Genomic DNA, 24323 nt, shown 5'->3' on the forward strand with positions numbered 1-24323 from the left:
TCGTTTCTTCAAGCCCGGCGGTTGATCGCCGGGTCAATCCTCAACACATTCGTGGCTTTCTATGAAAAAGTTGAAGTTTCGCAAAGTGCTCATTGTTGTAGTGCTGTTGGTTCTGGCAGCGGGTATTGCCTACAGCATCCAGTCCCCGGAAAAGCCACCGGAGTACCTGACTGCCAAGGTCGAACGCACCGAAATTGAAAACTCGGTGCTGGCCAGCGGGGTGCTGCAAGGCATCAAACAGGTTGACGTCGGCGCGCAGGTCTCGGGCCAGCTCAAGTCACTGAAGGTCAATCTGGGTGACAAGGTCAAACAAGGTCAGTGGCTGGCGGAAATCGATCCCGTGGTGCTGCAGAACACCCTGCGTCAGTCGCAGGTCAACGAACAGAACCTGATCGCCCAGAAGGACGCGGCTGTCGCACAGCTCAAGGACGCCAAAGCCATTTACCAACGTTACAAACAACTGCGTGCAGATGACGCGATCTCGCAAAAGGACTTCGATACGGCGCAATCGGACTTCGAGGTCCGCAGTGCCAACCTGCGCTCGCTGGAGGCACAAGTGCGCGACGCAAGAATCCAGATCGAGACCGCCAGGATCAACCTGGGTTACACCCGTATCGTCGCGCCGATCAGCGGTGATGTGGTGGGTATCGTGACGCAGGAAGGGCAGACCGTGATCGCCAGCCAACTGACGCCGGTGATTCTCAAACTGGCGGATCTGGACACCATGACCGTCAAGGCACAGGTCTCCGAGGCCGACGTGATTCATATCACACCGGGACAAGAGGTGTATTTCACCATCCTCGGTGATGCCGAAAAACGCTATTACGCCAAACTGAAAGGCACGGAACCGGCGCCGCAGAACTTTCTTGACTCGCAGTCCAGCAACGCCAGCAAGCCGAACAGTGCAGTGTTCTACAACGCGTTGTTCGACGTCCCCAACCCGGATCATCGTCTGCGTATTTCGATGACCGCCCAGGTGCATATCGTCCGCGAAAAGGCCAAGGACGTACTGACGGTGCCTGTTGCGGCCTTGGGCGACAAGAACGGCGACGGAACCTTCCCGGTGCGCGTGATGGACGCTCAAGGCCAGGCCCAGAGCCGCAATGTGCAGACCGGTATCAATAACAATGTGCGGGTCGAGATCAAGAGCGGCCTTGCCGAGGGTGACCAGGTGGTGATCGGTGAACCATCGGCCACACCAGCGGCAGCGGGGGCCTGACCATGAGTCGAGCTCTTCTGGAACTCAAGGGTGTAACCCGTCGTTTCGTCGCCGGCGAGAAAGACTTCATCGCGCTGAATGACATCAACCTCACGATCAATGCCGGCGACCTGATTGCCATTACCGGGGCCTCGGGTTCCGGCAAGTCAACACTGATGAACGTCCTGGGTTGTCTGGACCACGCCAACAGCGGCAGTTACAAGGTCGATGGGCGTGAAACCGGTACGCTGACCGATGATGAGCTGGCAGAGTTGCGTCGCGATCACTTCGGCTTCATTTTTCAGCGTTACCACCTGTTACCGCACCTGGCGGCGATCCAGAACGTCGAAATGCCGGCCATCTACGCAGGCACCGGCAAGAGCATGCGCGTGGAGCGCGCGCAGAAGCTGCTCGAGCGCCTGGGCCTTTCGGGGCATCTGGAGCATCGGCCAAGTCAGTTGTCAGGCGGCCAGCAACAGCGCGTGAGTATCGCCCGGGCGCTGATGAACGGCGGCGAGATCATTCTGGCCGACGAACCCACCGGAGCCCTCGACAGCGTGAGCGGCAAGGAGGTAATGAACATCCTCCTCGAGCTCAACAGCGCCGGGCATACGGTGATCCTGGTGACCCACGACGAGAAGGTTGCAGCGCACGCCGAGCGCATCATCGAAATGCGTGACGGCGAGATCATCGCCGACCGGGTCAACACCGATCGCCCGATCATCAACGAAAAAGCTACCGAGCGCCTGCCGTCCAAACCCAGGCAGGGCAACCGCCTGATGGCCAACATCGGCCTGTTCCAGGAGGCCTTCGTCATGGCGTGGGTGGCGCTGATCTCGCACCGTATGCGCACGCTGCTGACCATGCTCGGGATCATCATCGGCATCACCTCGGTGGTGTCTATCGTTGCGATCGGCGAAGGGGCCAAGCGTTATGTGCTCAAGGACATCGAGGCCATCGGCAGCAACACCATTGAGGTGTTCCCGGGCAGTGACTTTGGCGACACCAAGTCAATGGATATCCAGACCCTGGCGCTGTCCGATGTAGCGGCGCTGAGCAGTCAGTACTACATCGACAGCGCCACGCCGAATATCGGCCGCAACATGCTGCTGCGCTACCGTAACATCGACGTATCGGCGACGGTGAGCGGGGTCAGCCCTAGCTACTTCCAGGTGCGTGGCACAAAGATGGGCTCGGGGGTGGGGTTCAACAAGGATGACGCCCGTCGGCAGGCGCAGGTGGTGGTGATCGATTACAACACCCGGATCCGCCTGTTCGGGCCCAAGGTCGACCCGCTGGGCCAGGTGATCCTGGTGGGTAATCTGCCGTGTACAGTGATCGGCGTGACCGAGAACAAGAAAAACATCTTCGACACCAGCAAGAACCTGAATATCTGGATGCCCTACGAAACCGCCTCTGGCCGTCTGCTGGGTCAGAGCTACCTGGACAGCATCACCGTGCGGGTCAAGGACGGGCAACCGAGCAAGGTGGTCGAGGATAACGTCAACAAGCTGATGCAAAAGCGGCACGGGACCAAGGACTTTTTCACCTACAACCTCGACAGCGTGATGCAAACGGTGCAGAAGACCAGCCAGTCGCTGGCCCTGTTGCTGTCGTTGATCGCGGTAATTTCGCTGGCAGTAGGCGGCATCGGAGTGATGAACATCATGCTGGTATCCGTCACCGAGCGGACGCGCGAGATCGGCATTCGCATGGCAGTCGGGGCACGCCAGTCGGATATCCGTCAGCAGTTTCTGGTGGAGGCGGTGATGGTCTGTCTGATTGGTGGGGTCATCGGCATCGGTCTGTCGTTCGTGATTGGCTATGTGTTTTCACTGCTGGTCAAGGAATGGCAGATGGTGTTCTCCGTGGGCTCGATTGTCACGGCGTTCATCTGCTCGACATTGATCGGCATCGTGTTCGGCTTCGTACCCGCACGTAACGCGGCACAGCTTGATCCGATCGAGGCGCTGGCTCGGGATTGACAAGGGGATTACAGGACAAGGATGTCCTGTCCAACGGAGAGTAACGCCTGTGCGCGACCGCGCACTGAAAGACGCCTGCGCGCGGGGTGAAAAAGATCGGCGTATGAAACGTCGATGCAGGAGGCTTCAGAATAGGATAGCGTTCGTGAGGGGCTCATACAGCCGACGTCTATCTGTCGGCTGCATCAACCTCTCAAGCAAGCTTTTGCGAGTGATCAGCCAACCGCGCTGACGCTGGAAACCCGTGCGGCGCTGCTGCTCTTGAGGGACTGTTCGAAGCGGTCGAGGACCATGCCCACTTCTGACTCTGTGATATTCAACGGAGGCAGGAAGCGCAGGACTGCACTGTTGCGTCCACCGGTCTCGATGATCACGCCATTCTTGAAGCACTCCAGCTTGATCGCCCGGGCACGTGCGCCATCGCCAGCCCCCGGACGCGATCCGCTGGCCGGTTTGACAATTTCCACCCCGAGCATCAAACCGCGGCCACGAACGTCGCCGATAAACGGGAATTGCCGGGCGATATCCTCCAGCCCGCTGTGCAACTGCTCCCCTCGGCGCGTGGCATTGCCGACCAGGTCGTGTTCCTTGATATGACGCATGGTCGCAGCGCCTGCCACCATCGCCACCTGGTTGCCACGGAACGTACCTGCGTGCATGCCCGGGCCCCATGTATCCAGGTGCTCGGCATAGACGATCACCGATATCGGGTAACCGCCACCGATCGCCTTGGACAGCACCAGAATATCCGGCGTTATCCCGGAATGTTCGATGGCAAACAGGTTGCCGGTACGTCCGAGGCCGGTTTGCACTTCATCGATAATCAGCAATATCCCCAACTCGCGGGTGATCTCGCGCACGGCGCGCAACCACTCGGCCGATGCCGCAATACAGCCGCCTTCGCCCTGGATCACTTCGACCACCATCGCCGCCGGTTTGGGCACGCCACTTTCCGGGTCACTGAGTACCGTGCGGATGTACTCGATGGAGAGACGGTCGGTGTGTTCGCCATCGGTGCCGAACGGGCAGCGGAAGCGATAGGGGAACGGCAGGAAGTGGGTACCCTGCGCCATTAGGCCGGCCTTGGGGTTGAGGTTGCCCATGGCCGACAATGCACCAGCGGTCATGCCGTGGTAACCACCGTGGAAGGACATCAGCGGCGAGCGCTGGGTGTAATGGCGGGCCAGTTTGATGGCGGCTTCCACTGCGTCTGAACCGCTGGGGCCGCAGAACAGGATTTTGCTGTTGTCGCGCATGCTGGCGGGCAACGTCGCGAACAGTTCTTCGACGAAGGCGTGCTTGGCCGGTGTGGCCAGGTCAAGGGCCTGCTGCAGATGATCACTGTTGAGGAATTCGATCACCGCGTCACGGACAATCGGTGGATTATGACCCAGTGCGAGCGTGCCAGCGTTCGACAGGCAGTCGAGGTATTCCTGGCCGTTGGCGTCCTTGACTCGCATGCCCTTGCCGCTGACAAACAGCTGCTGGAAGGTCGCTGCGTAGGTGCGCGCATTCGACTCCAGTTTCTTGAGATTGCTTAACTCTTCCATAGTCGATCCCTTGTTGGCACAGGTACGGATTCATTGCTACTCGCTTCGAGCAGAGTCCGATTCTGTAAGAACCTCAGGGTGATCGCCAACTTATCGCCGCTGGACTGTCCCCGTATTCCACGACAGACATCTCGCGGCCTCAGGCGTTAAATGCATGCTACGAAAGGGATTTGTGGCGCTGTAAGAAACCTCGCGACAATGCTCCTGATCGTCCGGACTCTTGCCCCGTTACCCCCTTTCTCAAGACACCACTGTTCCGGAATCTTCGAGAGCTTTATGTCGATTGGCAAACCTGCTGGCTACTTCCTGGTGTCAACGCTTTGGGTATCGCTGCTGAGCGGCTGCACGCTAGGACCGGACTACCAATTGCCTGCGGTGGCGGTTGCCAGCCAGTGGCATGCGCCGCTGCCTCATGGCGCGTCGATGGTCGGGCTGCAGGATTGGTGGCAACAGTTCAATGACCCGGCACTGGCAACCCTGCTGCGTCTGGCACAGGCAGACAGCCCGTCCCTCGATCAGGCTCTGGCGCGCATTGCCCAGGCTCGCGCCACGCTGGACGGCAGCGTTGCCGACAGGCTGCCGCAAGTAAGCGGCGGCGTGAGCAAGTCGCGCGCCGGCATCAATCAGAGCGGATTGCACAAGAGCGGTACGACCTCCGGCGCAACCCTCGATGCGTCCTGGGAACTGGACCTGTTCGGCAAACTGCGACGCACCGACGAGGCTTCGCGTAATCTGCTCGAAGCACGTGTCAATGACTGGCATGACGCTCGTGTGTCACTGGCCGCCGAGGTCGGTGATGACTTCGTGCAGTACCGCGGCTGCCAGATGCTGGTCAACGCTTACCGTGATCAGGCGCAATCCCAGGAGCAGACCGCACGTCTGACTCGCGTGTCGTTTCAGGCCGGGTTCACCGCAGCCGCCGATTCATCATTGAGCGACGCCAGTGCGGCGGCGAGCAATGCGACTCTTATCAAACAGCAAAGCGAGTGCGACGTGCTGCTCAAAAGCCTGGTGGCCCTGACCGGCAGCGACGAGGAACAGGTGCGAGAAGTGCTCGGCCATAACCCCGCGCGACTGCCGCAGCCCGCGTTGCTGGATGTACGGGAGATACCCGCCGACCTGGTGCGCCAGCGCCCGGACCTGGCGTCCAGCGAGCGCGAGCTGGCCGCCGCGAATGCGAAGATCGGCGCTGCCCAGGCTGATCGTCTGCCCAAACTGAGTCTGGTTGGCTCGTTCCAGGTGGGGACGACCACCGGAGTATTCAGCCGTGTCTGGAGCCTCGGCCCGCAACTGACCGTTCCGTTGTTCGACGCAGGCAAGCGCCGGGCGGCGGTGGACTCGGCGCAGGCGGATTATGACGCGGCGCTGGCGACCTATCGGCAGACCTTGCGCACGTCGGTGATGGAAGTCGAGCAGTCACTGGTACGTCTGGACGCGGCACGGCGTGGGCAAGCCAGTACGCAGCAGGCAGCCGACGGCTATGAAGCGTCGTTCGAGGCCACAGACCGCAACTGGCAGGCCGGCAATGCCAGCTTGCTTGACCGCGAAGTGGCTCGACGATCGGCGCTGTCGGCGCAAATCGAATTGATCACCGTGCAACAAAATCAGGTGCGTTACTGGATTGCCCTGTACAAGGCCTTGGGCGGTGGATGGCAGGACAGTCGCGAAGGTTTGGCCAGAGAGACACCGAAGCGGGGCGGCGCATGAAGAAGATACACGTTTATGGGCTGCTGGCGTTGGCAGCGTTGAGTGTCTCGGGCTGGATATTGTTTGGCCGTGCAGAACCGACCCCGGCCGCCGTTGCAGCGCCAGCTACCAGCCTGACGGTCGAGGCGGTTCAACCGCACCGCGAAGACTGGCCGCAGGAACTAGTGGCCAGCGGTGCGCTCGCGCCGTGGCAGGAAGCCGTGATCAGTGCCGAGACCGGGAGCTTGCGTATCGCCAGCCTGAAGGCTGATATAGGCGATCAGGTGAAGAAGGGCCAGGTCTTGGCGACTCTGGCCGATGACAGCGTGCTGGCCGAGGAAAACAAGCAGAAGTCGGCGGTCGCCCAGGCCACTGCGCAATTGCAGGAAGCCCGTTCCAATGCGCGACGTGCGGCGGTGGTCGGACAGAGCGGGGCCTTGTCCGAGCAGCAACTGGAAGAGTACAGGGTCAAGGTACAGACCGCCGAAGCCAACCTGGCCTCGGCGAATGCCGATCTGCGCAGCATCCGGATCAAACTCACGCAGACGCGCATCGTCGCGGTGGATGACGGGATCATTTCCGGGCGCAAGGCCTTGCTTGGCGACGTGGTGTCGGCGGGCAGCGAGATGTTCAGAATGATCCGGGATGGCCGGATCGAGTGGCAGGCAGAACTGGACGCCCAGCAACTGCCGGGCGTTAAGCCTGGCCAGTTGGCCCGGGTGATGTTGCCGGGCGGTATCGAGGTCCAGGGACGCGTGCGCCTGGTCTCGCCAGTGCTCGATGGCAAGACCAGCAGGGCGCTGGTCTACGTTTCCCTGCCGGTGGGGGCTGTGGCCCGCGCCGGCATGTACGCCAGCGGTCGCATCGAACTGCCTTCAAGCCCGGCGCTGACGGTTCCGGACACCAGCGTGATCCTGCGCGACGGGCACTCTTATGTGTTTGTGCTGGGCAAAGACATGCGCGTCAGCCAACACGTGGTCGAGATCGGCCGACGTCGTGGATCGGCGCTGGAAATCGTCGGAGGCCTGGCAGAGCAGGCGCAGATCGTCCGCAGCGGTGGGGCCTTCCTCAATGACGGGGCCAGCGTGACGCTGGTCAACGCCGAGGCCCGTGCGCAATGAATATCTCCGCGTTGTCGATTCGTTACCCGGTCCCGGCGGTCATGCTGTTTTTACTGCTGACCCTGTTTGGTTTCCTCGGATTCGAACGTCTCGGTATCCAGGACTTTCCCGACACCGATCTGCCTGCAGTGGTTATCAGTGCCTCACTGGAAGGCGCCGCCCCCGAGCAACTGGAAACCGAAGTCGCGCGCAAGCTCGAGGACAAGCTGACATCGCTGCGCCTGCTCAAGCACGTCACTACGAAAATTTCCGAAGGCAGCGTCCTCATCAATGTCATCTTCGAGATTGACAAGGATGGCAATGAAGCCCTCAACGAAGTGCGCAATGCGGTGGACAGCGCTGCGGCTGAGTTGCCAGCCAACCTCGATACGCCGTCGGTAACGCGTCTGACCACCAACACCACAGCGTTGCTGACCTATGTGGTCGATGCGCCACGTATGGACGAAGAGGCGTTGTCATGGTTTGTCGACAACGAGTTGAGCAAACAGCTTCTGACCGTGCGTGGTGTCGCGAAGATCAGTCGCGTGGGCGGCGTGGACCGCGAAGTCCAGGTTGACCTTGACCCCACGCTGATGGCCGGTCTGGGTCTGAGCGTGACAGACATTGCGAATCGTCTGCGGGCGATGCAGAAAGATAACTCCGGTGGCCAAGGCGATCTGGGCAGCGGCCAACAGGCGCTGCGTGTGCTTGGCGGCATTGATGACCCGGCGGCGCTGGGCGCTATCCGCATTCCTGTCAGCGATGGACGGATGCTCGCTGTGCAGCAGTTGGCCACCGTGCGTGATACCCATGCCGAGCGCAACACCCTGGCGTATCGCGACGGCAAACCGGTAATTGGCTTTCAGGTCATCCGCTCCCTGGGCTTTTCCGACGTAGGCGTGACCAAAGACTTGCGCCAGGCAGTCAGTGAGTTCGCCAGGCAACACCCTGACGTGCATATTGAAGAGGCGAGTAATGCCGTCGAGCCGGTGATGGAAAACTATCGTGGCTCCATGGCGCTGCTCTACGAAGGCATGTTACTGGCGGTGCTGGTGGTCTGGTGGTTCCTGCGTGACTGGCGGGCGACCATTATCGTGGCCACGGCATTGCCTTTGTCGATCATCCCGACCTTCGGCGTCATGTATTTTGCCGGCTTTAGCCTCAATACCGTTTCGCTGCTGGCGCTGGCGCTGGTAATCGGCATTCTGGTCGACGATGCAATTGTTGAGGTCGAAAACATTGCTCGACACCTGCGCATGGGCAAAACCCCGCGACAGGCGGCAATCGAGGCGTCCGACGAGATTGGCCTTGCCGTATTGGCAACTACCGTGACCCTGGTCGCGGTGTTTCTGCCGACTGCTTTCATGGGCGGGATTTCCGGCAAACTGTTTCGCCAATTCGGCGTGACGGCCAGCGCTGCGTTGATGTTTTCGTTGCTGGTCGCCCGTCTTCTGACGCCGATGATGGCGGCGTATTTGCTCAAGGCACGGCCGCATGGCGAGCATGACAGCGGTTTGATGAGACGTTACCTGGGCTGGATTCACACCAGCCTTAGTCGCCGCAAGACCACCATGGCCATTGTTGGTGCTTTGTTTATCGGCTCGCTGGCGCTGATCCCGTTGCTGCCGACCAGCTTTCTGCCTGCTCAGGATATTGCCAGCAGCACCGTCAGCCTGGAATTGCCGCCCGGCACCAGTCTGGCTCAGACCGGTGAGATTGCCTTGCAGGCTGAAAAGCGTTTACGCGCGATTCCTGAAGTGGCCCACGTCTTCATCGCGGCGGGCAGCGGCGATGCGGGCGGTGCAGGTGATCGGGACGCGAAACTGACCGTCGATCTGTTGCCGCGTGACCAGCGCGCACTGAAACAGTCGCAGGTGGAAGCGAGCATGCGTGAACGTCTGCGCAGCTTGCCCGGTGTGCGGGTAACGGTCGGTGGTGACGGCAGCGGAGAACGGCTGGACATCGTCCTCGCCAGCGATGATGGCGATTTGCTGGAGCGCACTGCCGCCGCTCTTGAACCGCAGTTGCGCCAGATAAAGGGCATCGGCAACGTCACCTCGAGTGCTGCAGTGCAACGGCCGGAAATCCAGATGCGCCCTGACGTTTTCCGGGCGGCAGAGCAGGGCATCAGTAGCCAGGACATCGCCGACACCCTGCGGATGGCCACCTACGGCGAATACAGTTCGTCCCTGGGCAAGATCAATCTGTCCCAGCGCCAGGTCAATGTGCGGGTGCGTATGCAACCGCAAGTACGCACCGACCTGCAGAGCCTCGCTCAGCTACGGATCAAGGGGCGTGATGGCCAGATTGCGCTGGCGTCGCTGGGAGAGCTCAGCATGGGCAGCGGTCCCGCGGAGATTGATCGTATCGACCGCTTGCGCAATATCACGCTGTCCATCGAACTCAATGGCAGCAATCTGGGCGAAGTGATGGAGCAGGCCAGGCAGTTGCCGGCCATGCATAACCTGCCAGCGCAAGTGAAACTGGTGGAGCAGGGCGAGTTGCAGTTGATGAGCGAGCTGTTTGGCAACTTCAGCCTGGCGATGGCCGTCGGCGTATTCTGTATCTACGCGGTGCTGGTGCTGCTGTTCCATGACTTCATGCAGCCGCTGACAATCCTTTCGGCGCTCCCCCTATCGCTTGGCGGCGCACTGTTGGCACTGTTGATCGGCGGGATGAGTTTTTCCATGGCGTCGGTCATTGGTTTGCTGATGCTGATGGGGATCGTGACCAAGAACTCGATCCTGCTGGTGGAATACGCAATCATGGCTCGCCGCGCACCCACCGTGAGCCGCTATGAAGCGTTGATCGACGCCTGTCACAAACGCGCCCGGCCGATCCTGATGACCACCATCGCAATGGGCGCGGGCATGTTGCCGACCGCACTGGGATGGGGCGGCGAATCAGGTTTCCGTCAACCGATGGCAGTGGTCGTTATCGGCGGACTGTTGGCCTCGACCGTACTAAGCCTGTTGGTAGTGCCCGTTATCTTTACTTATGTCGATGATGGTCATGAGAGGCTTAAAAGTTTGTTCCGCAGGCCTTTATAAAACAATGTAATCCGTCATAGAGGCGGGCACCCTGAAAGGGGTAGGCATCCAAGAGAATACTTCGCATTTCGATACACTTCCTCTCTGGATTCCACTGAACGCACCCAGCGCATCAGTGCCCGTTCTCATCTAATTACCACTTTTTTAGTCCGTTCCACACTACGCCTGTTCATAAAATCCAATCCATGCCGATAACGTCAGGGATTGCGAAAGGTTAGCGTGCAGTGAACAGCGCTTTCCACCTCTCACGACCTGTAAAGCTAACGGCTTGACGGCAGATAGCCACTACGCAGTGACGCCGTTAGTTGCTGTTATAAACAGGTTCCGCTCTGGCATAGAAATTGGATAGCCATTTCCGTAGCCCGATGAACCGCTTGTAGAAAAGGTACCTAGAACCACGTGCAACTAGTTGTCTCTAGTGCAGTAGGGCTTCCGGACAGAAGTGACCCCCTTACTTAACGATGATGGATAATCAATGAACCTGATAAATCGCACCAGTTTCGCTAAAAAACTCATGGCCGCGTTCACCGTTTGCGCCGTGATCACACTGGCTGTGGGTGGTGTGGGTATGCTCGGTATCAACCGGCTTTCCGATGCCCTTGAGCTGACGTTCTCGAATAATCTGGTTTCAGTAGCCAACACCAACGAGACGATGACTGCCCTGACCACTCACAACCGCGGGCTTTACCGTTTGCTCGATGCCAAGGACACGGCCACGGCGGAGAAAATGCGCCAAAGTATCAATGCCGAGCTGGAGCGTGCGCAAAAAGTCTATGCCATCTACCGCGCGACTCCATTGGAGGACGATGAACGTGCAGCGGGTGATCAGTACGACGCCTTGATGCCAGCCTATATGTCTGCTTCCCAGAATATCTTTGACCTGCAACAGGCCGGCAAACTGGAAGATGCGCGCATTCGTTTAAACGCGCTGGCTGACGGGGAGTTCAACAAGGCTCGCGGCTATCTGCAGATCATGATCGACTCCAACAAGCGCCAAATCAAAGAGGGTGCAGAAGCCGCTGACAGGTTGCAAAGCACCTCGGTATTCATGCTGACCGCGGGTGTTGTCATCGCGTTTGTGGTGGCGATCATGTTGGGTATTCTGATCACTCGCATGATTAGCGGGCCGCTGAGAAGCGCTATTGAAATTGCACAACGTATTGCATCGGGTGACCTGACCCAGAGCGTTTCCAGCACCCGAGGCGATGAAGCAGGGCAGCTGCTCAATGCGATCGGCACGATGCAGGGCAATTTGAAGCGAACCATTCAGGAGATTTCCAGCGCGTCCGATCAGCTTGCTTCGGCTGCCGAAGAGCTTGGCGCGGTCACGGAAGAAAGCACCCGCGGTCTTACTCGGCAAAATGACGAGATTCAACAGGCTGCAACGGCAGTGAATGAAATGACGGCGGCTGTGGAAGAGGTAGCCCGCAATGCGGTGTCTACGTCGGAGGAGTCGAAATCACTGGCAACCGACGCCGCTAACGGGCGGGGCCAGGTGGATAATACCGTCAAGGGCATCGGCACGATGGTCAGCGAGATCACCGAGTCAACGGGGTCGGTCACAACGCTCGCCGGCCATGTCCGGGATATCAGCAAAGTGCTTGAGGTCATCCGCAGCATTGCGGAACAGACCAACTTGCTCGCGCTGAACGCCGCCATCGAGGCTGCACGCGCCGGTGAGCAAGGCAGAGGGTTTGCTGTAGTAGCCGACGAAGTGCGCGCTCTGGCGCACCGCACCCAGGCTTCCACGGTGGAAATCGAAGGCATGATCGGTACCGTGCAGTCCGGCGCCGACGGTGCGGTCGCTGCAATGAGCAAAAGCCTGGCGACGGCCACCAACACCCAGGAACTCGCTCAGCGCGCCGGCAGCGCCCTGGAAAAAATCACCAGCGGCGTGGGGATGATCAACGAGCGCAACATGGTGATTGCCTCGGCGTCCGAAGAGCAGGCCCAGGTGGCACGCGAAGTAGATCGCAACCTGGTCAACATCCAGGAACTGAGCGCACAGTCGGCAGCAGGTGCCAATCAAACGAGCGCGTCCAGTCAGGAACTGTCACGGCTGGCGACTTCGTTCAATACCATGGTGGCGCAGTTCAAGCTTTAACAGGCTTGTGCAGGTGTATTTCCGGTCTGGTCGTCTGGACCATTTGGGCCGGGAATACACACTGCTTTTCCTTGTTTAAGGGTCGACCTCGTCAGTTTCTGGGGCGACTCGCTTGAGGCTGATTTGAGTCTGGCTGCTGTGTTAAAGACCAGACAATCGCCAGATTTGAAATATCTTGAAACATTCATGTCACATCACGAGTCAATGGAATAACCCTCTTTAAGGTTTTCCGATGAAAACGCCTCGCCCCGACACCCGCCTCAAATCCCTCATCAACTTGCGCAATTTAAAGATGGCGCGGTCTGCGCACGCGTTCGTGCGAGGCAATACCGCCCAGTTCTATGAGTGGCTTCACAGCCAGTCGGGGAGACGCCTGCCCAGCGGTCCGCCCGTCTGGATCTGTGGCGATTGTCACGCCGGCAACCTGGGGCCCACGGGAGATTCGAGAGGGCGCATCGACATGCATATCCGCGACCTCGATCAAGCCGTGATCGGTAATCCTGCCCATGACCTGGTGAGGCTTGGGTTGTCGTTGGCGACGGCGGCTCGTGGCTCGGATCTGCCCGGCGTTACCACGGCAAGAATGCTGGAGGAAATGATGCAGGGCTACGAAGAGGCGTTTATGGGCGACGACGATGAAGAGCCCGATCGTCCTGCGCAAGTGAAAGCCGGCATGCGTAGCGCGGTACAACGCACCTGGAAGCATCTGGCCAAGGAGCGTTTCGAAGGTACACAACCGACCATTCCGCTTGGCAAGCATTTCTGGCAACTGTCCCGTGCGGAACGCGATGCAATCAAGGAGCTTTGCGAAACGCCGGAGATTCATGCGCTGGTGACATCGCTTAAAGGCAGGTCCCAGGATGACCGTGTGCGCTTACTCGACTCCGCCTATTGGGTAAAAGGATGCAGCTCTCTGGGCCTGCTTCGCTATGCGGTGCTAATGGGTGTAGGCGATGAAGAGGATGAAGAGTTCTGCCTGCTCGACGTCAAGGAAGCCGTCGCAGCGGCGGCCCCACGTACGGCAAGGGCTCGCATGCCCAGAGACAATGGCAAACGGGTAGTGGAGGGCGCCCGGAACCTGTCTCCCGGCCTGGGTAGCCGAATGGTTGCCGTGCGAATGCTGGATCATTCGTTCTTCATACGTGAGCTGCTTCCTCAGGATATGAAGCTGGAACTTGATGAGCTCACTGAGCAAGAGGCGATGCAGGCCGCAGCGTACCTCGCGAAAGTGGTCGGTAATGCCCACGCCAGACAGATGGACCTGGCCACACGCGCGGCGTGGATCAGGGATCTGCAAAGCAATCGGTCCGATACCCTGGACGCTCCCTCCTGGCTATGGTCGAGTGTCGTCCAACTGGTCGGCAGTCACGAGCAAGGCTACCTTGAGCACTGTCGGCGCTACGCGCTGTAGCGCCTTATGAATGCCGAGATGAGCGGAACAGAATTCAGTTAATCGATATTCCGCTCATATTCTTGGGGAACGCATAAGGCAGTCAGCGTCAGGTACTTATCGGTTATGGCGCAGAATGGAGAAGTTCAGCGCCGCTGCCACCGAGAGCCAGACAAGGTAGGGGAACAAAATCAGCCCGGTGATGATGTCCAGTTGCAAGGCCATTACGATCATCACGGCAACTACGATCCACAGCAGAACCAGAATCACCATCGCAGCAACGAGGCGGTTCGCGCCAAAGAATACCGGCGTCCACAACGTATTCAGCGCAATTTGAGCCGCCCACAAGGCCAGCACGATCTCGCTGCCGGGGATCAGCGTCAGGCGATAGCCTGCCCAGGCGAGAAGCAGATAAATCGTCGTCCACGCCACCGGAAACGCCCAGTCAGGCGGGGTGAAGCTCGGTTTTTCAAGAGATTCGTACCATGCTCCCGGCTTGAAGATGATGCCGGTTGCTCCGGCGGCGCAGCAGGCTAGAAGGAAAATGAAGAAGGTCATGGGTTGTCCTGGGTCGAGGGCTTATGAGGCTGATCGGTGGTAGCGATACCCAGGTTTGACGCCTTTGCGTTGAAAAGGTCCGTTTTTTTGATATGAGGGGCAGGGCGTAAGGGTGCAATTTCCCAGCATCGAATGACGAACGATGTTGCACGGCTTCACAGCGATTGCCGTCGCTCGAACTGTGCGCGTAACAGCTTGGCGCTCAAATCCTCCCAATGCTCGACAAACGCTGTACGGGCTGTTTCGAAGTCACGGCTGCGAAGGCAGGCTATCAAGCGCTCATGGTCTTTGACGATTTGCTTGGGGTCCTCATAACACGGCTGTTGCAGTACCAGCAGCAGTTCAATCTCGCTTTCCAGCATGGCATAGCTGCGCTGCAGGCGTGCGCTGCCACTGGCGCGGATGATCGCCCGGTGGAAATCACCATCAGCGGTGACAATGTCGGAGCGTGGGGTATCGGGTGCGGCATTGCGCAGTCTTTCCACGGCGTCCAGCGCATCAGCCGGGACCGTGCCATTGAGGATAATCATGCGCACCGCTTCAGTTTCCAGTACCCCGCGCAGCCGGGCGATGTCGACGACGTCGTCCGGGCCGAACTCGGGTATGCAGAATCCGCGATGAGGCACTTTCAGCAGCAAGCCGAATGACACCAGCAACTGTGCCGCACTGCGAAACGTGTTGCGCGCCACTTCGTACTCTTCCGCCATCTTGACGTCCCGAAGGAATTCGCCTGGCTCGAAGTCACCGTTCAGGATCCTGGCCTTGAGCTTCGCAGCCAGTGCTTCGACAGCCGAGAGCCTGGCTGGGGATGTTTCGATGTTTGCGCTGGAAAGAATCATGGTAACCACGACGGGGGTTGGGGCTCGGTAGAGTGCGCGATTCTAGTACGACTGGGTGTGCGGACACCAGTAAGCCATCAAGCTTCTTTTTAATTTGTACAACAATTTCATTTTTTAGAAATTTTTTTATATCATTTCAACCATATGATTATTATGGACTTTTAAAAGACATCACCTGAAAGCCAGGCCTTTCAGCAGAAATATTCGCTTCCAATAAAAATAGTTGTAGCACAATATCTGCGCATCGACGTCGTGCCATGCATGGCTTTGCCGGCCCAGGAGTCCAGCGATGCAAGTGATTGGGAAAGATCAGTTCAGCGAAAGCCTTATCGCCTTGCAGGGCGATTTGGCGGCGCCTTTCACGCCAGTGTCGCTGGAAGAAGGCCGGCGTATCGTGCTGGAGCAATTTGGTATCAGCGCGCAGTTGACGCGATTCGCCACAGAAAAAGACGATACGTTTCGCTGCGATTGTTCAAGCGGTCAGTCCTATGTGCTCAAGATCGCCAACCCGCAGGAGTCGCCCATTGAGCTGTCGCTGCAAATCGAAGTCATGCAGCATATCGGGCGCAGGGCGCCCCAATTGCCGATTCCCAGGGTTTACCCCGCGCTGGAAGGCGGGTACCTGACCCCCGTCGTAACCGAAAGTGGTGAGTCAAGGCAGGTGAGGCTTCTGAGCTTTCTGCCAGGCACCCCCTTGGATAAAACCACCCTCAATACCCAGGGGCGCGAGCAGATCGGCCAATTGCTTGCGCACCTCAGGCTGGCCACTGCCGACTTCGCCCACCCGGCAGAGTCCCGCAAGGTGTGTTGGGATGTGCAGCACCTGCGGGTGCTTGAACCCCTGCTCAATGGTGTCGTCGAGCCCGCGCGTCGGCACTCGCTGGAGCGGGCGCTCGAACGCTTTGGCGAGGTGGAGGGTTTGATCGCCGGGTGCCGACAACAAGTACTGCATAACGACTTCAATACCTCGAACATCGTCATTGATGCGCATCGCCCGCAGTGCGTCGGGGCGATCATCGATTTCGGCGACACGGTCAAGACCGCTATTGCCATCGATGTGTCCACGGCCATGATGAACCAGTTGCTCGCAGTGCAAACCGTTCAGGACGTCGATATTTTTGCCCCCGCCAAGGACCTGCTCAGAGGGTACCTGCACGTTGCCGACCTCACGGCTGAGGAGCTGGCGCTTATCCCTCATCTGGCCATGGCGCGCCTGGTTGCCAGAGCGTTGATTACCACCTGGCGCTCGCAGCTCTTCCCGCAGAACAGTGCCTACATCTTAAGGAACGCCGCGCCGGGATGGGGCCAGCTGGACTGGATGCTTGACCGGTCATCGTCACAGATGTCAGCGCTTCTGATGCACTTCGCCCACTGATTCATCCATTGCTTAGGGGGTTTTAAATGAGCAACTCAAACATCCAGGCCATCCGTGGTGACATGCCCAACGGCTTCAACCCTGCCAACGTCGATCGCCTCGACGCTGCTGCACGTGAACACATTCAGCGCCGGATCGATTTGCTGGGGCCTGCCTATCGGTTGTTCTATAACGAGCCGGTGGGGGTCGTGCGTGGCAAAGGGGCTTATCTATACGACAAGGACGGCAACGAGTACCTGGATGCCTACAACAACGTGGTGTCGGTGGGGCATTGCCATCCGCGCGTTATCGCTGCCATCACTGAGCAGATGAATAAGCTGTGTAGCCACACTCGTTACATGCAGGACGGCATTCTTGACTACGCCGAACAGCTGCGCGCCACGGCGGACGGAGAGATGGGCGCCGACGGGCACTTGATGTTCACGTGCAGCGGTTCGGAAGCCAACGATCTTGCCATCCGCATTGCACGGCATCACACCGGCAATACGGGCGTCATCGTCACCGCCGAGGCCTACCACGGCAACTCAGCGACGGTGGCGGCCTTTTCGCCGTCGCTGGGTCTCAATGCCAAGCTCGACCCGTTCGTGCGACGGGTGCCTGCTCCGGACTCCTATCGCATTCCACGTGAAGCACTGGGTCGCTACATGGCCGACCAGGTGGCGGCGCAGATCCGCGATATACAACGCCATGGCGGCGGCGTCGCAGCATTCATTGCCGACTGCCTGTTCTCGTCCGATGGCGTTTTCTGTGATCCGGTGGATGTATTCGGGCCGATCGCCGAGGTGGTGCGCAAGGCTGGAGGCCTGTTCATCGCCGATGAGGTCCAGTCGGGGTTTGGTCGCAGCGGCACGCATTTCTGGGGGCATCAGCGCCACGCGGTGGAGCCGGACATCATCACCATGGGCAAACCCATGGGTAACGGCTACCCGGTGGCGGGGTTGATGGTGCGTCCGGAGGTAGTCGCAAGCTTCGGTCGCGACATGCGCTATTTCAATACCTTTGGCGGCAACAGCGTGGCGATTGCGGCCGCCCAGGCAACGCTGGATGTCATTACCGAAGAGCAGTTGATGGCCAACGCCAACCGTGTGGGCAGCCTGATAATGGCCGGACTCAAGGACCTGGCTGCGCGGTATGAGCAGATTGGCGACGTGCGAGGCACCGGCATGTACTTCGCCGTCGAGCTGGTAAAGGACAGGGCCAGCAAGACGCCCGACATGCAGACTGCTCTGCGCCTGGTCAACCATCTGCGAGAAAAACGGGTGCTCATTTCCGCCACCGGACCCGATGCGAGCATTCTGAAAATTCGCCCGCCCTTGATCTGGACAGCCAGGGAGGCGGGGCGTCTGCTTGACGCTTTGGAAAGCGCTTTTGCCGAGTTGTAAAGCCCACCCCGGCGTCTCGACAAAGTCTGCTGAGACGTGCCTTTTAAACGGTGTTTTGTACCAAGTAACCCTGCATTTAACCGCTTATTTACGGCCTCATGGTGGTGTAATGACCCCATGATGGCCAGATGCACGGCACACCACAGCGGTTTGCGCCGTAATGACCTCATCACTGATCAAGGACCGCATTCATGAGCGATCTTCGCCCTAAGTACATCACCTTCGACTGCTACGGCACATTGACCAACTTCAAAACCGCAGCCCTGACGCGGGATCTGTTTGCCGATCGCATACCGGTTGAGCGGATGGAACAATTCATCAAGGACTACGCGGCCTATCGCCTGGACCAGGTCATGGGTGACTGGCTGCCTTATGATCAGATTCTAAAGATAGCCCTGGCGCGCACGTGCAAGCGTTGGGGCATCGAATACCGCGACGAAGGTCAGGTCTATTACGACGCTGTGCCGACCTGGGGGCCACATCCTGATGTGCCGGCGGGTTTGGAGAAAATCGCTGGCAAGATTCCCCTGGTGATTTTTTCCAACGCCATGGACGAACAGATCATGTCTAACGTCGACAAGCTCGGCGCACCGTTTTACAAGGTCTTCACCGCTCAGCAGGCCCAGGCCTACAAGCCACGTCTGGCGGCGTTCGAATTCATGCTCGATAACCTGGGCTGCGGGCCGGAGGATGTGCTGCACGTTTCGTCGAGCTTTCGCTATGACTTGATGTCGGCCCACGACATGAAGATCAAGCACAAAGCTTTCGTGGCGCGGGGGCATGAACAGCCGGCCAATGCTGCTTTCGGCTACCACCAGATCGCGGATATCGGAGGGCTGGCCGGACTGGTCGGGCTCTAGCAACAGATTTCTCTTTTGAACTCATGTGGATAATCAGAACATGCCAGCACCTTTAACTCCCGTGCATACCTCTGCAGATCTGCCGGCGGAGGCCGATGTGGTTGTGATCGGCGGCGGTATAATTGGCGCGTTTACCGCCTATTACCTTGCCAGGCGCGGCATGAAGGTCGCACTGGTCGAAAAGGGCCGCATAGGCGCCGAGCAGTCAAGTCGTAACTGGGGCTGGTGCCGCCAGCAGAATCGCGATGCGCGTGAATTGCCGATGGCCACCAAAAGCCTGGAACTGTGGGAGCAATTCGCCGAGCAATCCGGTGAACAGACCGGTTTTACGCGGTGCGGCTTACTCTACCTGAGCAACAACGAGCAGGAGCTGGAAGGGTGGGCGCGCTGGGGCGAGTTTGCGCGGACCGTCAACGTGCAGACCCAGATGCTCAATGCCGAGCAGGCCGCCGAACGGGGCAGAGCAACAGGCAAGCCTTGGAAAGGCGGGGTGTTTGCGCCTACCGATGGCATTGCCGACCCGTCCCGCGCAGCCCCCGCAGTCGCGCGCGCGATCATGGCACTGGGCAGTAGCGTGCATCAGAATTGCGCCGTGCGGGGCGTCGAGACCGAAGGCGGTCGATTGTCGGCAGTGGTCACCGAAAAAGGCACCATCCGCACCCGGCTCGCAGTGCTTGCCGCAGGCGCCTGGGCATCTTCGTTCTGCCGCCAGTATGGCATTCGCTTCCCACAAGCGACGATTCGTCAAACCGTGCTCTCAGTCTCCGCCCCGAGCCAGGAAATTCCCAGTGCGCTGCATACCACCGGCGCGTCCATGACCCGCCGCGTTGATGGCAGTTACACGCTGGCGATCAGTGGCCGGGGGCGAGTCGATATCACGCCGCAGTTGCTGAAGTTCTCTACACAATTCCTGCCAATGTTTCAGCGCCGCTGGCGCAACCTTGCCCCTGGGGGGCTGGAAGGCTGGCAAGCAGGCCACGAAAGCTTGAAGCGCTGGCGCTTGGACCAGCCCACGCCGATGGAGAGAATGCGCATTCTCGACCCAAGCGCTGACGCCTCAGCAGTTGCGCTGACTTACAAGCGCGCGGTGGAATTGGTGCCGGCACTGCAGGGCACGTCAATCCAGGCGTCCTGGGCCGGTTACGTGGACAGTACGCCGGACGGCGTTCCCGGTATCGGCGAAATGGCCAGCCTGCCTGGGTTGGTGATCGCGGCCGGGTTCAGCGGACATGGTTTTGGCATTGGTCCGGGCGCGGGCCACCTTATTGCCGATATTGTCAGCGGTGTGAGCCCCATTGTTGATCCGCGGCCTTATCACCCGGACCGTTTTCAAACGTCCGCCTGGGGCAAGGTGGCGGACTTTTGAGCTGAAGCTGGGGCGAGGGGGTGGATTTATTTCACCTTTTCAGTCTCGCGCATAAACTGCCCGAGTTCCTTGCTATAGAACTTCGCCATGCTCGTGGTGCCGTGACCACGGGTGTCGGCACTGGCGGGGATAAGTAATAGCCGTGCGTGCTTGAGTTCTTTCATCGAGGCCTGCATCAGGCCTGTTTCCGGCGGGATGCGCTCATCGTCCGCCGAATTGATGGCCAGCACCGGCGCCTGGATTTTCTTCAGACCGGGGGCTGCGTTGAAGTCGGCGGAAGATTGCCATTGGTAGATAAAGTCATTGGCGTCGGCGGTTTGTGCAGCGCTGAGGCGTTCATCCACCAGCTTGTCGGCTTGGGCGCGGGTCGGGGCAGCCGCCTGATACGCCAGAGTACCGCCACTGGTAGCGATGCTGAACATCGCGTTGGCCAAGCGTAGGGACGGCGGTTGCGCGCTGTAGTTACCGTTGTTCCAGGCCGGGTCTTGCTTGATTGACTCCACCAGCAAGCGGCGCATCATCCAGTTACGGGACGACATTTCGTTGGGTTGGGACGCCATGGGCACCAGCGCGTCCATCATCTGCGGCCAGTTCTGGCCCCACATCCAGGTTTGCATGCCGCCCATGGAGTTGCCGATGATAAGCCTCAGGTGCTTGATACCCAGGCCTTCGGTGACCAACCGATACTGGGCTTGAACCATGTCATTGTAGTTGTACGCCGGAAACCGAGTGCGCAAGCCATCTGATGGTTTGCTGGACTGGCCCACGCCGATGCCATCGGTGGAAATGATGTAGTACTTGCTGGCGTCCAGCGGCTGACCAGGGCCAAACAGCTCACCGCCAAAGTCCTTGCTCAGCATATCGCTGCCTGGCCGATAAGTGCCGTGCAGAAAGAGGATGGCGGGGTTCTTGGGATTGCCAAGGGTGATGTAGTGCAATTTGAGGTTGGCGAGTTTCTCACCCGTATGGAAGGTGAACTGCGAGGCGATCCAGTCGCTCTCGGTTGCTGCGGGTAACGGCGCGGCACTGACGGCGGAGGCCAGTAACGCTACAGAAAACAACAGCCCGATCGCGGGATGTGAAATGAATCTATGCATGGCTGTGTCCTATTATTTTTGTTTTAGGAGGTCCTGCGCTTCGATGCTTGCAGGAGAGTGATTACTTGGCGCGCGTTTCGCTGGCCCTTGGGGTGGTGCCACCGCGGCGCAATGTCCCCCGGTGTCGATACAGGGGATCTTGGTTCCCGTCCCGTTTTGTGTTTTTGTCAGGGCGTCATGGATGTCGAAAAGATCATCTTCCAACGATCAGATAATGTTAAGTTAATTTTTATATAACATTACTTAACACCTTGGCGCAGCTTTGTTTTGAAGAATATGCTTGAAAAAAGCGAGTTCGCGCGTTGGCGAGGGAGCGGTGGAGGGGGTGAGTGAGTTGCGCCCGTAAGAGGGTTGACTGGGCCAAAAGTCCAGTCAGCCCAGTCGAAGCGATGAAAACGCAGCCGGAAACCTCAAACGGTTTGGCCGGAAGCAATGACCTTGCTCGGAATTTCGCCAAGACGTCAAATGCAATGGCCAAGGAAAATTAACCAGTAATGGTTTTCTTTAGTTATCCTCGCCAGCGATCACGATATGGCTATGTTCATCAGCATCATTGATTCTGCTAGAGCCTCTTCCAGTCAGATCAAACGAGATTACCAAGCCTGGCCGCATGTCTTTTGGTCCGTCAGTCTTGCTGTTGGTGAAATGGCCGGCACCGCCCCATACGATACTTTTGTTCGCGCAGACAGCGGAGGCCTCTCTTGTAGCCGCCGCATCCCAAGCTACATTCAAAGCTAGCCTCTTTTTCATGTACAAAATTTTTTGCATCGGCGTTTTAGGCTGATCTATCGCCATTTTCCTATCAATTCCAGAAACATAAATCCCTGCACGATGAGCACTGCACAGCGCCTCAGAAACCTTGTCTAGCCAAGCGTCTCCGTGTCGCCCCCATGATGCTTCCAGAAAGTGTTTGACAGCGCTTTTTCCATCGCTCAATGCTTCTCTGAACGCGGCGCCATCGGAGTGCTTTACAAACTCTACCGCCAGGTGGTCGACGCCTGCATTTTTAAGTTTTGCAGCGGACTCGGTTATTAGTTTAGGTATGAAAAGCTTACCGTGCTCATCACCAATGTACACAAGGTTGTTGTCACTGGCTGCGCCTACTAGCGTATCAACGGGCCCACCCCTTGGAGGCCTGACATTTATACTGGGGTTGATACCTGCCGATGAGCTGCCTGAACTGACATAGCTGGTCGGGCTGGATGATGAAATTCTATTTAGCATATTATGTCCTTCGTTGTTCGAATTACGTTAGCTGGGAGTGTCGCTACCACATCGAATGTCACGCACCAAAGGGTTCCAGACATCACCGTCGTTTAAGTGGCTCATACTGGCTTGTCAGTTCCCTGATATCTGAAGGCCATAAGATTTGCTTTATTGCGCACGTGAAAGAGCAACGATGGTGGCGCGCAACGACGGGCAAAAGCACGGAAAGCAGGAGTTTTTCTGCTGCCAGGGCTCATGAGATGACTCCGTCAGCAAGTAGCAAACTGATTGCACGCCTTGAAGATCAACGCTGGGGTTTGATCTGGATAGGCCGGGCAGGGGGCCGATGCGGAATCTCGTTCAATTTGCCCAAATGGTCACTGCTCTCGGCTCAATCACGATATGGGGTTACCCTGAAGACCGGGTCATAAGGCGGGGCCCACCTGCCATCAATGTATCGCTCAAGCGGGGCTTTTGGGCCTACAGTCTTGAGTGTCGCTCACTGCAAGGAATACACATGAACGCGTTGCCTTCAACCTCTCTGCCAAAGCCCATCAGCCTGCTGGGTTATGGCGGTCTTTTGCCGTTTATTTCTCTGGCGCTGCTGATCCCGTTCTCTGGCGACTATCGGCCGCTGTTTGCGATTGCGCTTGTTAACTATGGAGCCGTCATCCTGAGCTTCGTCGGCGCCTTGCACTGGGGCTTCGCCATGACCGCGCAAGACATGAAAGCCGAGCAGCGCAGCGGCCGGTTCATCTGGAGTGTCATCCCTGCACTTATTGCCTGGATTGCCACGTTACTGCCAATGCCATTGGGTTGCTTGCTGTTGGTCATCGGCTTTGTTGTCCACCTCTGGCAGGACAGGCAACTCTCGCGGGTTATAAGCTTGTCCGCCTGGTACCTTCCGATGCGATTACGGCTTACCGTCGTGGCTAGCGTCTGCTTACTGCTTGCCGCGATAGTTGAGGTGCTTCATTTATGAAGCCTCTCAAAATCAGAGAGCTGTAGTGGTCTAATGATTCCAGTCCAGCCTGGCATTACGCGAGGTCAAGACCAGTAGCCGTATTGCGATACCCACATCGACCAAGGAGTGATTTTCAGGCGCTCGATCACCTTTTCAGCATGCGGTTATGTAAGGTTTTTTTCGAAGTAAACGCGATTGAAACCATCCTCCGTGCGCTCTGCCACTTTCACATAACCAAGCTTGGGATAGATCGAGAGATTGTCTGCCATCTTTGCATTGGTATATAGATGAACGGCGCTCATACCACGCTGTCGTGCGGCATTTTCACAAAAACTGATCAGCGCCTTTCCGACCCCACGTCCGGCAACGCTCGGGAGGACTGCCACGTTTTCCAATAAGAAATACCCATCCTTTTCATGGAACACAATAAAGCCCTGAAACCGGGCTTGGTCGTCTGTCGCGACATACACTATGCCTGTGGCTATCTGCGTGATGAAATCGGCGGTCATCGGCGCGGGCTTGCGCCCGATCACCGGCACATAGCGAGCGTAGGCTTGTTCAGCGCAATGTCTAATATCGAACTCGTCACTTGCTTCGGCTGTCCGGATCATAT

The 24323-nt window shown here is 58.4% G+C and carries 18 protein-coding genes; 12 read left to right on the forward strand and 6 right to left on the reverse strand.

What is annotated here, in order from left to right; all coding sequences use genetic code 11:
* Positions 1–61: 61 nt before the first annotated feature.
* Together macA and JOE39_RS07010 are read left to right on the forward strand one after the other, a co-directional pair.
* A complete protein-coding gene (gene macA, locus JOE39_RS07005) occupies positions 62–1219 on the forward strand; it encodes a macrolide transporter subunit MacA (protein WP_004404596.1) in 1158 nt (385 codons plus the stop codon).
* Between the two features lie 2 nt (positions 1220–1221).
* A complete protein-coding gene (locus JOE39_RS07010; protein ID WP_003426772.1) occupies positions 1222–3183 on the forward strand; it encodes a MacB family efflux pump subunit in 1962 nt (653 codons plus the stop codon).
* A 215-nt stretch (positions 3184–3398) separates the two neighbouring features.
* Here the strand turns inward: JOE39_RS07010 and JOE39_RS07015 are convergent, their stop codons facing one another.
* Positions 3399–4733, reverse strand: a complete 1335-nt coding sequence (locus tag JOE39_RS07015) for a diaminobutyrate--2-oxoglutarate transaminase family protein (RefSeq protein ID WP_210077637.1) — start codon at positions 4731–4733, stop codon at positions 3399–3401.
* A gap of 276 nt (positions 4734–5009) precedes the next feature.
* Between JOE39_RS07015 and JOE39_RS07020 the strand changes: the two genes are divergently transcribed.
* The 5 genes from JOE39_RS07020 (at position 5010) to JOE39_RS07040 (ending at position 14084) form a co-directional block, all read left to right on the forward strand.
* Entirely contained in the window at positions 5010–6440 is a 1431-nt protein-coding gene (locus JOE39_RS07020) for an efflux transporter outer membrane subunit (RefSeq protein WP_024665407.1), read from the forward strand.
* Complete coding sequence (locus JOE39_RS07025; protein ID WP_210077635.1) at positions 6437–7540, forward strand: efflux RND transporter periplasmic adaptor subunit; 1104 nt, start codon at positions 6437–6439, stop codon at positions 7538–7540. The genes JOE39_RS07020 and JOE39_RS07025 overlap by 4 nt, the downstream gene beginning before the upstream one ends.
* On the forward strand, positions 7537–10569 hold the full coding sequence (locus tag JOE39_RS07030; RefSeq protein ID WP_210077633.1) for an efflux RND transporter permease subunit: 3033 nt from the start codon (positions 7537–7539) through the stop codon (positions 10567–10569). The genes JOE39_RS07025 and JOE39_RS07030 overlap by 4 nt, the downstream gene beginning before the upstream one ends.
* Before the next feature lie 475 nt (positions 10570–11044).
* Positions 11045–12673: a methyl-accepting chemotaxis protein gene (locus tag JOE39_RS07035; protein ID WP_024960362.1), complete on the forward strand. Its 1629-nt coding sequence runs from the start codon at positions 11045–11047 to the stop codon at positions 12671–12673.
* Between the two features lie 232 nt (positions 12674–12905).
* Positions 12906–14084, forward strand: coding sequence for a DUF2252 domain-containing protein (locus tag JOE39_RS07040; RefSeq protein WP_074910369.1), 1179 nt, complete (start codon positions 12906–12908; stop codon positions 14082–14084).
* Positions 14085–14180: 96 nt separating this feature from the next.
* Here the strand turns inward: JOE39_RS07040 and JOE39_RS07045 are convergent, their stop codons facing one another.
* Together JOE39_RS07045 and JOE39_RS07050 are read right to left on the reverse strand one after the other, a co-directional pair.
* On the reverse strand, positions 14181–14621 hold the full coding sequence (locus tag JOE39_RS07045) for a TspO/MBR family protein (protein ID WP_003410532.1): 441 nt from the start codon (positions 14619–14621) through the stop codon (positions 14181–14183).
* A 155-nt stretch (positions 14622–14776) separates the two neighbouring features.
* Positions 14777–15460: a GntR family transcriptional regulator gene (locus tag JOE39_RS07050; RefSeq protein WP_210077631.1), complete on the reverse strand. Its 684-nt coding sequence runs from the start codon at positions 15458–15460 to the stop codon at positions 14777–14779.
* 289 nt (positions 15461–15749) lie between these two features.
* Here JOE39_RS07050 and JOE39_RS07055 point away from each other — a divergent pair, with 289 nt between their 5' ends.
* The 4 genes from JOE39_RS07055 to JOE39_RS07070 all read left to right on the forward strand — a co-directional run bounded on the left by JOE39_RS07055 (position 15750) and on the right by JOE39_RS07070 (position 20443).
* A complete protein-coding gene (locus JOE39_RS07055) occupies positions 15750–16835 on the forward strand; it encodes a phosphotransferase (RefSeq protein ID WP_210077628.1) in 1086 nt (361 codons plus the stop codon).
* Between the two features lie 26 nt (positions 16836–16861).
* On the forward strand, positions 16862–18217 hold the full coding sequence (locus tag JOE39_RS07060; protein ID WP_024692536.1) for an aspartate aminotransferase family protein: 1356 nt from the start codon (positions 16862–16864) through the stop codon (positions 18215–18217).
* Positions 18218–18408: 191 nt separating this feature from the next.
* Positions 18409–19077, forward strand: a complete 669-nt coding sequence (locus JOE39_RS07065; protein WP_003426786.1) for a haloacid dehalogenase type II — start codon at positions 18409–18411, stop codon at positions 19075–19077.
* Positions 19078–19117: 40 nt separating this feature from the next.
* Positions 19118–20443, forward strand: a complete 1326-nt coding sequence (locus JOE39_RS07070) for an FAD-binding oxidoreductase (RefSeq protein WP_210077626.1) — start codon at positions 19118–19120, stop codon at positions 20441–20443.
* Between the two features lie 26 nt (positions 20444–20469).
* Here JOE39_RS07070 and JOE39_RS07075 read toward each other — a convergent pair whose 3' ends face one another.
* Both JOE39_RS07075 and JOE39_RS07080 read right to left on the reverse strand, forming a co-directional pair.
* Positions 20470–21540 carry an alpha/beta fold hydrolase gene (locus JOE39_RS07075; protein ID WP_210077624.1) on the reverse strand — a complete coding sequence of 357 codons (1071 nt, stop codon included), beginning with the start codon at positions 21538–21540 and terminating at the stop codon, positions 20470–20472.
* Between the two features lie 504 nt (positions 21541–22044).
* Positions 22045–22764 (reverse strand): hypothetical protein, encoded by a 720-nt coding sequence (locus JOE39_RS07080; protein WP_024683006.1) that lies wholly within the window; start codon positions 22762–22764, stop codon positions 22045–22047.
* Between the two features lie 499 nt (positions 22765–23263).
* Between JOE39_RS07080 and JOE39_RS07085 the strand changes: the two genes are divergently transcribed.
* Positions 23264–23728 (forward strand): DUF3429 domain-containing protein, encoded by a 465-nt coding sequence (locus JOE39_RS07085; RefSeq protein ID WP_024692540.1) that lies wholly within the window; start codon positions 23264–23266, stop codon positions 23726–23728.
* A gap of 146 nt (positions 23729–23874) precedes the next feature.
* Here the strand turns inward: JOE39_RS07085 and JOE39_RS07090 are convergent, their stop codons facing one another.
* Positions 23875–24321: a GNAT family N-acetyltransferase gene (locus JOE39_RS07090; protein ID WP_024664338.1), complete on the reverse strand. Its 447-nt coding sequence runs from the start codon at positions 24319–24321 to the stop codon at positions 23875–23877.
* Between the last annotated feature and the right edge of the window lie 2 nt (positions 24322–24323).

Source organism: Pseudomonas sp. PvP100, assembly GCF_017833055.1.
In the GTDB taxonomy this organism is placed as follows: domain Bacteria; phylum Pseudomonadota; class Gammaproteobacteria; order Pseudomonadales; family Pseudomonadaceae; genus Aquipseudomonas; species Aquipseudomonas syringae.